The sequence below is a fragment of the Deltaproteobacteria bacterium genome (assembly GCA_015233135.1).
GTDB lineage: Bacteria > UBA10199 > UBA10199 > JADFYH01 > JADFYH01 > JADFYH01.
The window spans coordinates 1-15,768 of record JADFYH010000045.1; the positions used below are offsets into that span (position 1 = coordinate 1).

The window sequence follows — 15,768 nt, forward strand, 5'->3', positions numbered from 1 at the left end:
AGGGGGGGTTATGGAAGATCTTGCTGAACTCAAAAATACTGTAATTTGCACGGTTTTCCATAACTCCCCCAACCCCCTCTTAGCTTAAGAGGGGGCAATACCAAAAGATGTGTAGATACCTATGCCTTGAGGGAGAGGGGGCCTTATTTCAAAAAAATCGCCTACAAGTTAAGAAGATAAAGACCCTTAGCCCCTTTTTTGTTATCGAAAAATAAGGGAGTATTGTTGCGAAATTTTTTGCATTCCCGTTTCGTGTGCGATACTCAGGATTTTTCATGACCTCCACCCTTTCAGAAACAAATAAAAATACTCCACGCCGTGTAGAATGGCTGGATGTGCTTCGTGGAATTGCAGTTTTATGGATGATAGAAGTGCATTTGCTGGATGTCGGCCTCATGCCCATCCTCAAACAGGGCTGGGGCTATGGAAAAATTGATTTTTATAATGGAACGGTAGCCCCCATTTTTTTATTTTGTGCAGGGGCCTCTTTCTGGATTGCTTGTCAAAACGGGAAAACTTCTCAGCAAGCGGGGGCTTATCTTAAACGCTTGGCCTTTATTCTATTCATCGCCTATTGGCTCAATTTACCTTATCTTTCATTTAAACATTGTCTGGATATCCCACTGTTTTCAAAAAATCTTTTCTTTGCCAGTGATATTCTCCACACGATTGTACTCTCTAGCCTTTTCGCTTTTATTGCCTTACGCTCAAAGCGGAGTGAAACTAAATTTTTAATTTTTTGCATGGCCTGGACCCTGCTTGTTTACTGGATAAGCCCTTGGGTATGGAACTCCGAACTTTATAAGAAATTACCTCTTCCACTAGGCCTCTATTTTGCGCCGGCACCACTCTCGAAATTTTCTCTTTTCCCTTGGATGGGTCATTTTTTTGCCGGATTAAGCCTGGTGGGATTTTACCAAAAAACACAAAAAAAACTTTACTTTGGCCTGATTGTTCTTTTGATTTCCCTGGCAAGCCCCACCCTCATTTTTTTTATAAAAAACTTTTACACTCCATCTCCCACTTTATACCAGAATGCCCAGTGGTGGCATGTCTCTCCGGGCCATTCCCTGCTGAGACTCAGTCGAGTCACCTTGTTTTTCTCCCTCATCAGTCTCTACAATTTGCGTTTCCCCTTACGGGGAAAGATCAGTTCTTTTCTAAAGAATATCGGTCGAGAATCCCTTTTTTATTATGTCACCCATATTGCCATCCTCTATGGAACGGTAGTAAACAAGGGTTTGAGGGCTTTTGGATACGGGGCCTGGAATTGGCTGGGCGTTTTGATTCTCTACCTCTTCCTCATCGCTTTCTTATACCCCATGGGACAAGCCTGGCATGAATACAAGAAGAATTCCCCCCAGCAATTAAAAAGAATCCTTTGTTTTTCTTTTCTGCTTTTTGCCTTGTTGTTTTTTATGCTTCCTTAAAGAGGGAACGACTAAGAAACAAGGGGCAGGCGTACACATCTAACCGAGGCTCATATGGCTTTCTTCAATTTGCTTCTCAATCTTTTTTTAGGTATTTGGCTAGGCGTAATGATTTGTTTCTCTTTCATCACTGCCCCCACCCTTTTTCGCGAAATTCCTCGTGAAATGGCGGGTGAACTTATTTCCAAAATTTTTTCGCAGTATTATTTGTCAGGCTATGCCTGTTTGGGCATTGCCTTTATTTCTCTCGTACTCAAAGGCCTGTGGTCTAAACCTTTTCCTGTTTTAAGATGTTTACTTTTGGCCCTCTGTTTTGGACTGACCGTCTATGCAGGGGCCCACTTGCATCCCAAGGCACATATGGTAAAAACCATGATACGCACTTTGGAAGAAGGACCGGATAAAGAGCGAAAGCAGGCCGAGTTTGCGACATTACACAGGCAAAGCGTTCTGTTGAATGGAATCGTTCTGCTGACGGTCCTTTTGGTTTTTGTCTTGAATTTTACGCCCCTCAAACTCTGAATTTTGGAAACTTAGAACTTGATTTTAATGTCTTCCTCCCTGAAACTCCCTCAAGCCTTCAAAAAGGAACTTTCATGAGTATTCTCAGTTTTCTCAAAAAGCAATTTATCGACGTCATTGAATGGAACGAAACGGAAAATGGCGTTTTGGCCTATCGCTATCCCATGCAGGATAACGAAATTCAGAATGGCGGCAAACTCACTGTGCGTGAGACTCAGATGGCGCTCTTTGTGAACGAGGGAAAGATCGCAGATCTTTTTGCACCGGGGCTGCATACCTTAACCACTCAAACGCTGCCCATCCTGACCAATCTGCGCAATTGGGACAAGGCCTTCGCTTCGCCTTTTAAATCGGATGTCTATTTTTTCTCCACACGACTCCAACTTGATCAAAAGTGGGGAACGCCTACTCCCATCACCATTCGCGACAAAGAACTGGGCCCGATTCGAGTGCGGGCTTACGGGATTTATTCGTACAAAATGACCGACCCTAAACTCTTTTGGACGCAAGTGAGCGGAAGCCGCGAAATCTATAGAACTGCCGATATCGAAGACCAACTGCGAGGAGTACTCCTTACCACCTTGGCCAGCCTTTTCGGACAAAGCAATGTGAACTTTTTGGACATGGCCGCCAACCAGCTGAAGTTCTCCGAAACCATTGCAGCGGCTTTTGCCCCCGAACTACAACGCTTCGGTTTGAGTTTGGATAAGCTTCAAGTGCAGAGCGTGTCGCTTCCGGAAGAAGTACAAAAAGTAATTGATGAGCGCAGCTCGATGAACGTGATTGGGAACCTGCAGCAATATACCCAATATCAAGCGGCCAAAAGCATTCCCATTGCTGCTGCAAACCCGGGGGGAATGGCTGGTGCCGGGGTAGGACTAGGTGCGGGTGTCGCCATGGGTCAGGCCATGGCTCAAGCTTTGGGAGCAAATCCGAATGTTGCGAGCGCGACGCCACAAGAAGATCCCTTTCAGCTCATCGAAAAAATTCATCAGCTGAAAGAAAAAGGAATTATCAGCACCGAAGAATTTGAAACCAAAAAAGCAGAATTGTTGAAGAAGATTTAAATACTCCTCACCTATGCTAAAACTACCCTGCCCTTCCTGCGGAGCTGAAGTGATATTCCAATCTTCTGCCTCCATTTTTTCGGTCTGCAACTTTTGCAAATCGATGCTCGTGCGCCGTGATAAAAATCTGGAAGATTTGGGAAAAATGGCCGATCTGCTTCCTGACATCAGTCCGCTTCAAATCTCGACCGAGGGAAAGTATCAAAAAGTAAATTTTGGAATTGTAGGACGACAAATCCTCGGCTGGGAAAATGGACGATGGAACGAATGGTACATTTTTTTTGACGATGGCCGCTGGGGCTGGTTGGCCGAGGCCCAGGGCTTTTACATGATTTCTTTTCGAGAAACTCTGCCCGTCAATTTTTCAAACCATCAGGAATTTCCAGTAGGCAGAAACTTTCAATTCAAGGACATGGCTTTTGCAGTAGAAGATAGACATGAGGCCTGGATACTCAGTGCAGAAGGCGAACTCCCTAGTCTTTCACCTCCTGATAAAAAATTCGAATCGATTGATTTTAAAGGCCCCCAAAGCGAATTCGCCTGCCTGCAATTTTTTGACGAGGGACCGGAATTGTACCTCGGTGAATACCTGGAGTTTGACGATTTGCATTTCAACAATTTAAGAAAATTGGAGGGATGGTAATGGGCAGCGAAACTCCCTCCTCTCTCAGTTGCATGAAATGTGGTGCCCCCATCAGCCTGCGGGCACCGGGTTTAACTTTGGTCATCGCCTGTCCCTCTTGCGGGGCCTTGAACGATGTCACAAATCCCAACATTGCTTTCTTAATTAAAGCCAATCAAAAAACACCCATTAAACCTCTGATCCCTCTGGGGAGACGAGGTAAAATGGAAGAGATTTTGTATGAAGTGATAGGTTTCATGCGCCGCTCGGACGCCAGTGGAATCTACACTTGGGACGAATACCTGCTTTTCAATCCTTATTACGGATTTCGTTGGTTGATGGAATACAAGGGTCATTGGATTTTCTATAAAATGATCAAAGACAATATTGAAATCACTCCCTACTCCGCCATTCGAAAAAAGGTGGCTTACAAAAGATTTTTAGTGGGAAAGGCAAAGGTACAATATGTGCTCGGTGAGTTTTATTGGCGGGTACAGCTGGGAGACACGACCAAAGTTTACGATTACATTGCTCCCCCAGAAATTCTCTCTTGCGAAGAAGATGGCTCAGAAAAAATTTGGTCTCATGGCATCTATGTAGAACCCAAAGAGATTCAAGCCGCTTTTCAAACCACCTTCCCTTTGCCAAAACCCATAGGCGTTGGGGCCTGCCAACCTGGTTTGGGAGGAAAAAGTTCCGACTCTTTTTGGTTGGTTTTTATCCTCTTTTTTATCTTGCTCACTTTTGTACAAATTAGCTCTTCAACAATGTGTCGAGATGAAGAAGTTTGGAGCAGTAATAATCTCCTGCTCACGGCAGACACAGACAAAGTAAAAACTTCTCCCAGCTTTCATCTCAATCAAAAAATTGCCGATGTAAAAATCAGCTCTCACGCCAGTCTGCAAAACAATTGGATTTATTTGAACCTGGATCTGATCAACGAAGACGATGGCAAAATTTATCCTATGGGAAGAGAGATCTCGTTTTATGACGGATACGATGACGGCTATTGGAGTGAAGGCTCAACCCATGACGAAGTTTTTATTTCTTCGGTGCCAGAGGGAAATTATCATTTAGTGATTAGTCCGGAGTTCCCCGCTGATCTTAGCAATGAAATCGTCGATATAAAAATAGAACGAGATGCCCCCAATTGGACAAATTATGTCATCTTCTCATTGCTTCTTTTAGTAGGGCCCTTGGGTTTACAGGCCTATAAAATGTGGTTCGAAAGTAAACGTTGGCAGGAATCGGATTTACCGGGATAGACGGAAATTCCCCTCTCCCCTTGCGGGAGAGGGTTAGGGAGAGGGGACAAATCAATTTATGCTAAAAATTTACACACTCGTCGGATTTTTACTCGTCGCCTCCCTGGCTTATATGAACCACCAGGGCATCGTGTTGGGTGCCGGAGGAAATGAGGCCAGAGGTAGTGCAGGCGGAGTTTACGGCACTCACGGTTTTTATCACAAATAAAAGGGAGGAAAAACATATGGAACACATGATCACCAATCTCGGATACGCCGCTATTTTTTCAATTTTAGGACTCTTGCTTTTCACCATTAGCTTTATCATTTTTGATAAAGCGACTCCTTTTGACCTTTGGCGAGAGCTAGTTGAAAAAAATAACATCGCCCTGGCCATTGTCGTGGGAGCCATTGCCCTAGGGCTTTGCTTTATTATTTCAGCCGCGATGAGGGGGTAAGGGAAACAGCGTTATAAATAGGAGTCCACATGCCCACTATATCAATGTTTTATGGGATATTGATCTTAATGTATTTTCATGATGATAAAAAGCACAATCTCCCGCATATTCATGCAGAATATGGAGAATACGAAGCTTCAATTTCGATAAATGACGCTTCTGTGTTAAACGGCAACCTACCACCTGCCAAATTAAAACTCGTACAGGCATGGATTGAGATACATAGAGAAGATCTACTGGTAGATTGGAAACTAGCAGTTGCCGGAGAGCCCGTTTTTAAGATTGAGCCATTACGATAAAAATAAAGTTGAGGCATTATTCCTATGGATAAAATCATAAAAGCCACACCCCTTAAAGATTATAAAATTGAAATACTCACCACCAGTGGGATTTCAGGCGTTTTTGATGTAAAACCCTACCTTCACGGGAGTGTATTCAAAGAGCTGACGAATGAATCCTATTTCCGCTTAGTAAAACCCGCTCACCATGGAATCGCTTGGCCGCATGAGCAAGATTTTAGTTCAGATACTATTATTTACGATATACAAAATTCCAGACAAAACATTTCTTCAGGTGCTTAATTGTTAATCTCTCATTCCGTAAAGAAAATAGTTCCATTCTAATTTTTACCTATGCCTCTCCTCCTTCTCCTCTCCGTCTTTGTCATTTCCACCTGTGGCCTGGTCTACGAGCTGATTGCCGGCACTCTGGCTTCCTATTTGTTAGGAGATTCGGTCACCCAATTTTCGACCATCATTGGTGTTTATCTGTTTTCGATGGGCATTGGCGCCTACCTTTCTAAATTTGTTCAAAGAAATTTTTTAAGCCTTTTTATCAAGGTGGAACTTCTGATTGGCCTGTTAGGCGGATCCTCCGCGGCTTTTCTCTTTTATTTTTTCGCCAAGGTTTATTCCTTTCGGATATTGCTCTACGTCCTCGTTCTGTTGATTGGAACCTTGGTAGGCCTTGAAATTCCACTATTGATGCGAATTCTAAAAGATGAATTTGAATTCAAAGATCTGGTCTCTAAGGTATTCTCTTTCGATTACGTGGGAGCCCTGATTGCCTCACTTTTATTTCCACTCGTGTTGGTGCCTCATCTGGGGCTGATTCGCTCTTCTTTTCTCTTCGGAATTCTCAATGTCCTCATCGCACTGATGACCTTGTTTTACTTTCAGCAAAAAAATCAAAAGATTACTCTCCTGAAAACCAGCGCTTTTCTTGTTCTCCTTTTTTTGGTTTTTGGATTTGTTTGTTCGGAAAAAATATTAACCCTTGCGGAGAATGGTTTCTATACCGAACCCGTCATCTATGCGGTCTCTACGCCTTACCAACGCATTGCCCTCACCCGTAATCAGGAAGAATTGCGCCTTTATTTAAATGGGCACCTGCAATTTAGTTCGCGCGATGAATACCGCTACCACGAAGCGCTGGTCTTTCCCGGCCTGCTGGGTTTAAAAGAAGTGAAGAAAGTTTTAGTATTGGGCGGCGGTGATGGAATGGCCTTGCGTGAAATTTTTAAAGTAGCTTCGGTGGAAAGCGTGACCTTGGTGGATTTGGATCAGCAAATGACGCACCTGTTTCAAGGCAACGAAATATTGAACAAACTAAATGCCCATTCTTTTTCTAATCCTAAAGTAAAAGTGATTAATGCCGATGCCTTCCTCTGGCTAAAAGAAAATCAGGAACAGTTTGATTTTGCCGTCGTCGACTTTCCGGACCCTACCAATTATTCGCTAGGCAAACTCTACAGCCTCAGTTTCTACAAAGAGCTTTACCGTTCCCTCGCTCCTTCTGCAGGAGCCGTCATTCAAAGCACTTCTCCCTATTTTGCCAGAGAATCCTTCTGGTGCGTCGCTCATACTTTAGAAGCGGCGCAATTCAGCACACAATCTTATCATCTCTATGTCCCTTCTTTTGGAGAATGGGGCTACACGCTGGCTCTCAAAAATAAAGACGTTTACGAAAAACCAAAAATTTTTCCTGAACATTTGAAATTTTTAAATTCAGAAAGCTTGGTTCAGATGTTCCAATTTGCCCCCGACATGAGCGAAGTCCCTGGCGAAATTAATCAGCTGAACAATCAATATCTGGTGAGAACTTATGAGAGGGAGTGGGCAAAGTATAGTTGGAACTGAGAACAAGACTTTGCACAATAACATAAAACAAAGCCACCCGATCAGCGCACTAACAGGAATTAAAAAAATAAGTTTGCCCTCTTACAAAAGCTTAGTATAGGATCGCCGAACTTAATCTCGGAAAGGATAAAACATTTTATGAAAAAATATTCGCTTCTGGTTTTGGCTATTGCGCTTGTTTCAAGCCTAGCCTGCAGTCCCAAAAAAAATGCCTCCGGCTCCAATAGTGATGTCGCTGCTCCCTCGCTTACGGCGGGCCTTGCACAAAGCACTAAGGGGGACATCGTTGCTGAGTTGGACGGTCAACCCATTACAGAGAAGGACTTGTTGGAAAAAATCAAGCCCCGGCTCTCGAGCATAGAAAATCAGCTTTTTGACATCAAACGTGATGGAATTGACGAAATCATTGAAGGCAAACTTTTGGAAAAAGAAGCCCAAAAAAGACATATTACAACCCAAGAACTTTTGAAATCTGAGATAGACGACAAGATCGGTGATGTTTCTCAGAAAGAAATCGAAGACTTTTACGAAACAATCAAAAGCCGTGTAAATGGAAAAACTTTGGAGGAACTCAAACCCCAAATTACTGCCCAGCTTCGCGGAAAACGTGGAAATACCTACCACATCAACTTAATTGATAGATTAATGGCTCAAGCTAGCGTTGATGTTTACATCAAGCGACCTAAAGTGGATGTGGCAATCGGCAATTCGCCTTCCATGGGAGGCTCTGCCTCAGCTCCCGTCACTGTCATTGAATTCACCGATTTTCAATGTCCCTATTGTAGCCGTGCGCGCCCCACCATCACGGAGGTTTTAAATAACTATAAAGGGGATGTCCATTATGTGATGAGGAATTTTCCCCTTCAATTTCATGCCCAGGCGAAAAAGGCTGCAGCCGCCGGCCTTTGTGCCAATGACCAAAAGAAATATTGGGAATACACCAAAGTACTTTGGGATAATCAGAGCGCCCTGGATGTGCCCAACTTGAAAAAGTATGCATCGGATTTGCACCTGGATAGCAAAAAGTTTGACGATTGTTTGGATTCCGACAAATTTATGTCCGTCGTGAACAGTGACCAGCAAGAAGGCCTAAAGGCCGGAGTCACCGGCACACCTTCTTTCTTTATCAATGGCCAAATGCTTACCGGCGCACAACCTGTCGAGGCCTTCAAAAAGTTAATCGACGAAGAACTTCGCGAGGCAAAACGTAAAAAAAGTTAAGAGTAGGAGAGGGCCAGGGTGAGGGTGAAGTATGCTCGACTTAAAATGGGTATTATCCAATCTCGATCAAATCAAAATAGTCCTCCAAAATCGCAACCAAAATTTTGATTTGAGCACTCTTGAATCCATCAATCAAAAGCGTAAAACCCTACAAGCGGAATTCGATCAACTTCGCTCTCTACAGAATCATACTTCTTCAGAAATTCAAAAATTGCAAAAGACCAGACAAGATGCCACTGCGGTCATCGCAGAAATGCAATCGGTTGCAAAGCGCATTAAGGAGATCACACCCGAACTGGCTGCCCTCGAACTGGAAATAGAAAAAATACTCCTTCATATTCCCAATATTCCGCATACCACCGTCCCTTTGGGGAAAGGGGAAGAAGATAACCTGCCACTCCGCAGCTGGGGACTAAAAAAAGACTTTTCTTTTGAGGCAAAAGAACATTCCCAGTTGGGTGAAGATTTAAATATTCTTGATTTCGAGAGAGGGGCTAAAATCACCGGGGCCCGCTTTACTCTATACAAGGGTTTGGGAGCCAGGTTGGAACGAGCGCTTATTAATTTTATGCTGGATGTTCATACCGGACAACATGGTTATACGGAGATGCTTCCGCCTGTGTTAGTCAATAGCGAAAGCATGACGGGAACGGGGCAATTACCCAAATTTGAAGAAGACCTTTTCAAGACCACCACGGGATATTATCTGATTCCTACGGCAGAAGTTCCGGTGACCAATATTCACCGAGATGAAATCCTGAAAGAAAGCGAACTCCCCTTAAAATATGTAGCTTACACTCTCTGCTTTCGCAGTGAAGCGGGCTCTTACGGAAAAGACATGAAGGGACTGATCCGCCAACATCAGTTTAACAAAATAGAACTTGTCAAATTTGCCCATCCTTCTCATTCCTATGAAGAGCTTGAAAAGCTCACCCAAGATGCAGAAGCTATACTCCAAAGACTAGGTCTGCATTACCGCGTCGTCACACTCTGCACTGGAGATATGGGTTTTTCGGCGGCAAAGACTTATGACATCGAGGTGTGGTTGCCTGGACAAAATACCTATCGAGAGATCTCCTCCTGTTCTAATTTTGAAGACTATCAGGCACGCCGCATGAAAATTCGTTTTAAAGACAGGGATGGAAAAAATAAATTCGTTCATACCTTAAATGGATCGGGCCTAGCGGTAGGGAGAACTCTGGTAGCTATTTTGGAAAATTATCAACAGGAAGATGGAAGCGTTTTGATACCGGAAGTGCTACAAAGCTATATGGGTGGGGTGAAGAAAATTACTTAACGGGACATGGTGAGCCTGTCGAACCATTATAAAGTGCACTCAATTCATGGATTCGACAGGCTCACCATGTCCATTACTGAATCAGCGTCCGACTCGAAAATCCCTCTTCATAGCCATGAAAATTCTCGATCGTCTCTTCGTCGTAACGCCAGCAATAGTAGCCCTGGCCGCTATCAAAATCGACAAGCCAAATTCCTTTGGGCAGGGCACCCAGTTTGGAAATTTTATCACTCCATTTATTGAGTAAATCCGAGATTTCCACTTCCACACTATCCCAAGCTTGAGAAATCGCCTGCTGTTTTTTTAATTTTCGCTCCAGCAAAACAAATTTTTCAACCGCCTCCTTGGTAATACGACGAATGACAGGAAGCAGTTCCTGAGCTTCCTCTAAAGTAAAGGTACGTTTTTGTGAGATAGGAATGATTTGAGACATGTTTCATCCGGGCTAACATAGACCCTCCAGCAAAAGCAAGGTCTGACGCAGATCTTCTTGACCCTGCGAATAGTTCAACTTATTTTATTCATGAATGTACAAAGTCTGTAAACAATTGAACTTCAGCTACGCCCATCGTCTACTGTATTACCCAGGCAAGTGTGCCCATCTGCATGGCCATAACGCTTTAGTGGAAATTGAGCTCAAGGCAGAACAATTGGACACACGCGGTCTGCTCATCGATTTTAATGACATCAAAGACATCGCCAATTGCTGGATTGATCAGACATTGGATCACAAAACCATTCTTTGCAAACAAGACCCTCTCGCAAAGCTGTTGGCCGATTTTGGGGAACCCCTCTTTTTAATGGATGAAAACCCCACAGCAGAGGCCTTGGCAAAATTAATGTTAGAGGCCCTGCGTGAAAAAGGTTTGGCAGTCAGCCAGGTGCGCATTTGGGAAACGCCTAGTTCTTGCGCGGTGTACGAGGAAAGTTGAAATGAAAATTTATACCAAAAAAGGTGATCAAGGAAAGACCTCTCTCTTTGGAGGACAGATTCTTTCCAAAGATCATGAACGAATTGAAGCCTATGGCTGTGTCGATGAGCTCAACAGTGTTTTGGGTTGCGTCGTCAGCGTTTTAAAAACTTCCAATTTGCAAAAAGAAATTTTGGAAATTCAAAAACAGCTTTTTGTTTTGGGTTCGGAACTCGCCTACCCCAGTGCTGATGAGCGTCTCCGCTCGGGTTTTCTCAAAACCACGCACATTGAACAACTGGAAAAACAAATTGATAGCATGGAGACCACACTGAATCCCCTCAAACAATTTATTCTTCCTGGAGGCAGCCAAACCGCATCATTCTTGCATTTGGCACGAACAGTCTGCCGACGTGCAGAACGTGAAGCGGTGCATCTTTCTCATACGGAGAATCTGCGGAGTGAACTACTGATCTATCTGAATCGTTTGTCCGATTACCTGTTTGTGGCTGCACGATTTGCCAATCATCTCGAAAATAGACCCGATTTACTTTGGGAGGGATTGTCCGAGTGATCAATCCCATTGAACGCTGTTACCGAGAACTTATCCAGCAAGGAAAAGAAGTATTGAAACTTTTTTCGGGAAATCCGTGTGACGAAGGGTTTTTCTTTCCCAAAGAAATTTTAAACAAGGCCTATCAAAAATATTTTGAGACTCTGCACTATCAGCCTCACTCCAAAGGCCTGCCCCAAGCCCGGCAAGGAATTTCCGGCTTTTATGCCAGATCTGGCCTGGAGATAAATCCTGAACATCTACTACTCACCAGTGGCAGCAGTGAATCCTTTCACTATCTTTTTACCCTGCTCACTCATCCTGAAGATAATATTTTAACACCCAACCCAGCTTATCCCTTGTTTGACACCATTGCCCAGATGAGCCGCATTGAGCTTCGTCATTATCCACTCCTGGAAAATCAAAATTGGGAAGTCGATATCGAGGCCTTGAAAAATTTGACCGATGAAAAAACCAGGGCCATCGTTTTGGTGTCGCCCAACAATCCTACAGGATCGGTGATTTCGGCGGAACAAATTCGCGAAATTGTGGAATGGGCAAATGAAAAAAATATTGCCCTCATTTGTGATGAGGTGTTTTCGGAGTTTTATTTTCATCCCCCCTCTTCAGATGAACTAAACCATTTTCCACGCCCCGCCCAAGTCGCCAAACCCAATCTCTGCTTCACCCTCAATGGCATCTCCAAAATGTTCGCCCTTCCCTCGTTGAAACTCAGTTGGATCCTCGTCACTGGTGAAAATAAAAAAGTGGAACAGGCAGTGGATCAACTCGAAACTCTGGCAGATACCTTTCTCTCCTGCCACACGCCCATCCAACAAGCTTTACCGGTTTTATTTTCAGAAGGATGGAGCTTTGTTCAAGATTATGTTGCTGAAGTAGCACGACGCCGAACAATTTTAATTTCGCTTTTGGAGGAAATTCCAAACCTTCGTTTCAATAGCCCTCAAGGGGCTTTTTATTGCCTAGTGGATTTCTCAAATACGGTGAAGGCCCAACAAATCGGTGATGAAGAAGAGTTTGTGATTGCTCTGATGAAAGAAACGAAGGTCTTTATTCATCCCGGATATTTTTATGATTATGAAATAGGGGTGCATGGAGTGATTTCGTTTTTGTGTAGTCCTGACAAGTTGAAAGTTGGACTGGGAAAATTGAAGGTTTTTTTAAGCTAGAAAAACGATTTAAGGAGGCGATTCATCTGCCCAATAGCATAGAGAGGTAAAGAAAGAATTTTGTCATGAAGGCTGAGAGGGTGAGCAGAAAAACGAACAGCCCTGCTACTTTGATTTTCTTCCATAAAAATTCTGAGACTCCTGAGCGCACCTGTGCTTCCCGCCTTTACTTCAATAGGAATAATTTTAGCCCCTAGCGTCACCAAATAATCAATCTCGGCCTGGCTATTTTTCTTATCGCGGGCCCAAAAATAAAGCGGTCTTTCTTCGTGCGGATCCGCAGAGGCAATCAGCTCTTGAGCTACCACTTGCTCTGCCACCGCTCCTGCATTGATCGCCATAAAATCTTCACTCAGTGCGATATCGACATCTAAGCCACAAGCTCGTTGCATCAGCCCCACATCCAAAAAAGCAATCTTGAATTTATTGTCATTTACCTGAAAAGGTAATCCATGAGAAGAAGCAGCGGAAACTCGATGCACAACCCCAGCTTGTGTCAGCAGAAAAAGAGCTTCTTTCAAATCCCTCGAAGGCGACTCTCGATCTACCTCTGAAAATTTATAACGCTGCCCCACCATTCGAGGAGCGGAAAGAAATACCTTTTGCAAATTTGAAATCTGCAAACGAGATTTTGCATATTTTCCAAAATCATCCCGATAAGTTTGTAAAAGTAAAGTTTGTTGATCTTGATAATTCTTTGAATGCGGATCTGCCAGGTAAGCCTTGAGCACCGCAGGCATGCCGCCGATACGACAGTAATCTCTAAAAATTTTAAGAAGCTTTTCGTGAATAATTTCGGAGAGAGGATTTTCTATACTTATTTCTTTGAGAGATTGGCGAAGTGGTTCTTCCCCCAAGGCCGACAAAAATTCTTCAAAAGAAAAAGGCTGCAGATAAAGATATTGCACCCGCCCCACAGGCATACGAAAAGTTTTATCGCTGAGACAAAATTCCAAGAGAGATCCTGCTGCAATCACAGCAAGCTCCGGCATCTTTTCGTAAAAATAACGAAGCGCTGTAATGGCAGAGGGGCACTCTTGAATTTCATCTAAAAAAAGTAGACTGCTAGGAGCTTGAATAGAAACATTCAAAAACAGACTTAAATCTCTAATGATTTTTTGGGGGTCTAAGGTCTCAAAAACTTTCTTCAACTCCGGTTGTAACTCAAAATTAATTTCTACAATCTCATCAAAATTTTCTTTTCCAAAATCGCGAATTAAGTGGGTCTTTCCTACTTGCCTAGCTCCGCGCAAAAGCAGGGGTTTTCGGTCGAGGTTTTGCTTCCATTGAGGTAGCACGTTTTGGCTTAAATCTCTTATCATCCCATGATATTAAACAAATTTGTATAAAATACAAGGTTGTTTTAGACAAATATGTCTAAAAATATGGTTTAATCCCCTAAAATTGGACTCCGTCACTCATTACCTGGTTCCTCCCCTTTATTTCAAAAGGGGAGGTCAGGAGGGGTTGACCTTCAAAATATTCGACTCCGTCACCCATTTCTTCTGGCTCAAGTTTGCTGGCGGCCCACACAAACGAAGGAATTTGGTGTGGTAAAAACTTTAGTTTATTTTTTAAACATCATAAAAACTGGCTGATAAGGGCTTTCGAGTTCTACATAACTTGTAAAAAAATGCTTTAATCCTGTAGAAGTAATCAAATGCCTCCAAGCTCTAGAGTTAAGGAAATGCCCAGGATTTGGTACTTCTGGAAGATCTAAAAACACATGATACCACAACAAATCCATATGGTATTGAAAGGCCCAATCTGCGGATGTATAGGCTCCCATTTCACGCACTAAAAAACTTCCACCTGGCTTTAAAACTCGGTGAATTTCTCTGATTAGCATCTCGAGATTTTGAGTATGATGTAGTACTGAAAGAGCGGTGATGAATTCTATGGAATTATCTTCAAAAGGTAAATGTGCACCATCATAAAGAGTATGGGTTAATCCCTCAAAATTTGAACTATTAGGAGAACGAACCACATCAACACCTAAAATATTTTCTTTGCTCAAACCTAGACGATTTCCGAAAGGAACCGTAATATCTCCACTCGAACAACCGATATCTAAATAGTTGGAAGGGCAAGTAACACCTGATAAATCTACTAATTGCTGAACACGCAAACTAACCTTTTTTATTCTTCTTTCATCTTGAGGAGCTTCAGGAGATCCTGTTTTTAGTTCTAAGAATTTTTCTCTTAATCGTTTAAATATTTTTTCGTTATTTGTTTCTCTCTCTAAAACGTGATCAATCTCTTTAATAAAAGGATCAAGATTAGACGCCTGCGTTAAAAATACGTCTCGCCTCATCGCCTCTGTTAATAATTCTCTTGTTCTAGGGTTTTTCCAAGCTAATTGAAAATCTTCAGGGCCACGATGAATTAAAGTAGAAAGAGTTGCAGATGCCTCACAATTTTTTTCCAAAAAAGTAAAGTAAAAATCTTGGCGTCTAATGGGCATTAAATCTTGGTTGTTTTTTATTCGTTCTCTAACTCTTTCATATTCAATATGCCGTGCAGGCAAACGTAAACTTTTTGCTCTAAATAGAAGACCAATTCCGAAATGTGCTAAATGAAATGACGAATCCATTACAATCCCTTTAACCATTTCCTTCGGAAGTTCAGCCAGAAAATGACGCAGTAAAAAGTCATTTTGACGCGACCCAGAGAAATAATCGAGCGTCACATCCAAAGCATGTTCCATACTATTCCCCAAGCCTAGAGACATGCCACCACCCAAACGCCCTCCTATCAGCTGCAATGCTCGATGACGACCTGAAAGGATGTGCTCAGTTTTTGCTCCAATCAACTCCCCAACCCCAACATTAATCGCACCCAGCAAATCACGTCGAAGATTAAACTTGTAATGACTTAAGTTAAAATCACCGGAAAGCAACAAAGCGAAACGACTCATTCCTAAATGAGTCACCATGGCTCGAGCACCCCAAGCGAAAAGACGATTGGGAAATTGAACTCCGACAAAACGTGTCAGCGCGCATGACAGGGAGCCTGGAGTTCGCATGATAGGGCCCCACCTGTACGCATGATAGGGACCCGGTGGTTCGCAAGGATAGGGACCCACTTTTTCCTCTAAAAAATAGCGACGGATCTT

General features: G+C 43.1%; 18 protein-coding genes. 15 read left to right on the plus strand and 3 right to left on the minus strand.

The features are described from left to right. Positions 1 to 275: 275 nt before the first annotated feature. The 12 genes from HQM15_11355 (at position 276) to serS (ending at position 9,999) form a co-directional block, all read left to right on the plus strand. On the plus strand, positions 276 to 1,430 hold the full coding sequence (locus tag HQM15_11355; protein MBF0493359.1) for a DUF1624 domain-containing protein: 1,155 nt from the start codon (positions 276 to 278) through the stop codon (positions 1,428 to 1,430). Between the two features lie 54 nt (positions 1,431 to 1,484). Next, positions 1,485 to 1,952: a DUF4149 domain-containing protein gene (locus HQM15_11360; protein MBF0493360.1), complete on the plus strand. Its 468-nt coding sequence runs from the start codon at positions 1,485 to 1,487 to the stop codon at positions 1,950 to 1,952. Positions 1,953 to 2,026: 74 nt separating this feature from the next. Continuing rightward, positions 2,027 to 3,019 carry an SPFH domain-containing protein gene (locus tag HQM15_11365; protein MBF0493361.1) on the plus strand — a complete coding sequence of 331 codons (993 nt, stop codon included), beginning with the start codon at positions 2,027 to 2,029 and terminating at the stop codon, positions 3,017 to 3,019. Between the two features lie 13 nt (positions 3,020 to 3,032). Further along, positions 3,033 to 3,662: a DUF4178 domain-containing protein gene (locus HQM15_11370; GenBank protein ID MBF0493362.1), complete on the plus strand. Its 630-nt coding sequence runs from the start codon at positions 3,033 to 3,035 to the stop codon at positions 3,660 to 3,662. Then, positions 3,662 to 4,906 carry a DUF4178 domain-containing protein gene (locus tag HQM15_11375; GenBank protein ID MBF0493363.1) on the plus strand — a complete coding sequence of 415 codons (1,245 nt, stop codon included), beginning with the start codon at positions 3,662 to 3,664 and terminating at the stop codon, positions 4,904 to 4,906. The genes HQM15_11370 and HQM15_11375 overlap by 1 nt, the downstream gene beginning before the upstream one ends. Positions 4,907 to 4,964: 58 nt before the next feature. Beyond that, complete coding sequence (locus HQM15_11380; GenBank protein MBF0493364.1) at positions 4,965 to 5,114, plus strand: hypothetical protein; 150 nt, start codon at positions 4,965 to 4,967, stop codon at positions 5,112 to 5,114. A 16-nt stretch (positions 5,115 to 5,130) separates the two neighbouring features. Further along, positions 5,131 to 5,343 (plus strand): DUF350 domain-containing protein, encoded by a 213-nt coding sequence (locus HQM15_11385; protein MBF0493365.1) that lies wholly within the window; start codon positions 5,131 to 5,133, stop codon positions 5,341 to 5,343. Positions 5,344 to 5,372: 29 nt separating this feature from the next. Beyond that, positions 5,373 to 5,642 (plus strand): DUF4160 domain-containing protein, encoded by a 270-nt coding sequence (locus tag HQM15_11390; protein ID MBF0493366.1) that lies wholly within the window; start codon positions 5,373 to 5,375, stop codon positions 5,640 to 5,642. Between the two features lie 24 nt (positions 5,643 to 5,666). Next, positions 5,667 to 5,924: a DUF2442 domain-containing protein gene (locus tag HQM15_11395; protein ID MBF0493367.1), complete on the plus strand. Its 258-nt coding sequence runs from the start codon at positions 5,667 to 5,669 to the stop codon at positions 5,922 to 5,924. 51 nt (positions 5,925 to 5,975) lie between these two features. Next, positions 5,976 to 7,481, plus strand: coding sequence for a polyamine aminopropyltransferase (locus HQM15_11400; GenBank protein MBF0493368.1), 1,506 nt, complete (start codon positions 5,976 to 5,978; stop codon positions 7,479 to 7,481). 138 nt (positions 7,482 to 7,619) lie between these two features. Beyond that, positions 7,620 to 8,702, plus strand: a complete 1,083-nt coding sequence (locus HQM15_11405) for a thioredoxin domain-containing protein (GenBank protein ID MBF0493369.1) — start codon at positions 7,620 to 7,622, stop codon at positions 8,700 to 8,702. Between the two features lie 31 nt (positions 8,703 to 8,733). Continuing rightward, complete coding sequence (gene serS, locus HQM15_11410) at positions 8,734 to 9,999, plus strand: serine--tRNA ligase (GenBank protein ID MBF0493370.1); 1,266 nt, start codon at positions 8,734 to 8,736, stop codon at positions 9,997 to 9,999. Positions 10,000 to 10,072: 73 nt separating this feature from the next. On the opposite strand, the gene HQM15_11415 is transcribed toward serS, so the two are convergent. Continuing rightward, complete coding sequence (locus HQM15_11415; protein ID MBF0493371.1) at positions 10,073 to 10,432, minus strand: DUF2203 domain-containing protein; 360 nt, start codon at positions 10,430 to 10,432, stop codon at positions 10,073 to 10,075. Positions 10,433 to 10,526: 94 nt separating this feature from the next. Between HQM15_11415 and HQM15_11420 the strand changes: the two genes are divergently transcribed. Genes HQM15_11420 through HQM15_11430 form a run of 3 tightly spaced genes read left to right on the plus strand, consistent with a single transcriptional unit; the run spans position 10,527 to position 12,653 of the window. After that, entirely contained in the window at positions 10,527 to 10,931 is a 405-nt protein-coding gene (locus HQM15_11420; protein MBF0493372.1) for a 6-carboxytetrahydropterin synthase, read from the plus strand. Position 10,932: 1 nt separating this feature from the next. Then, positions 10,933 to 11,484: a cob(I)yrinic acid a,c-diamide adenosyltransferase gene (locus tag HQM15_11425; protein ID MBF0493373.1), complete on the plus strand. Its 552-nt coding sequence runs from the start codon at positions 10,933 to 10,935 to the stop codon at positions 11,482 to 11,484. Next, complete coding sequence (locus HQM15_11430; GenBank protein MBF0493374.1) at positions 11,481 to 12,653, plus strand: pyridoxal phosphate-dependent aminotransferase; 1,173 nt, start codon at positions 11,481 to 11,483, stop codon at positions 12,651 to 12,653. Before HQM15_11425 ends, HQM15_11430 begins: the two co-directional genes overlap by 4 nt. Here the strand turns inward: HQM15_11430 and HQM15_11435 are convergent. Both HQM15_11435 and HQM15_11440 read right to left on the minus strand, forming a co-directional pair. Then, complete coding sequence (locus HQM15_11435; GenBank protein MBF0493375.1) at positions 12,650 to 13,951, minus strand: ATP-binding protein; 1,302 nt, start codon at positions 13,949 to 13,951, stop codon at positions 12,650 to 12,652. The genes HQM15_11430 and HQM15_11435 overlap by 4 nt on opposite strands. Before the next feature lie 269 nt (positions 13,952 to 14,220). Then, positions 14,221 to 15,678, minus strand: coding sequence for a methyltransferase domain-containing protein (locus tag HQM15_11440; GenBank protein ID MBF0493376.1), 1,458 nt, complete (start codon positions 15,676 to 15,678; stop codon positions 14,221 to 14,223). Between the last annotated feature and the right edge of the window lie 90 nt (positions 15,679 to 15,768).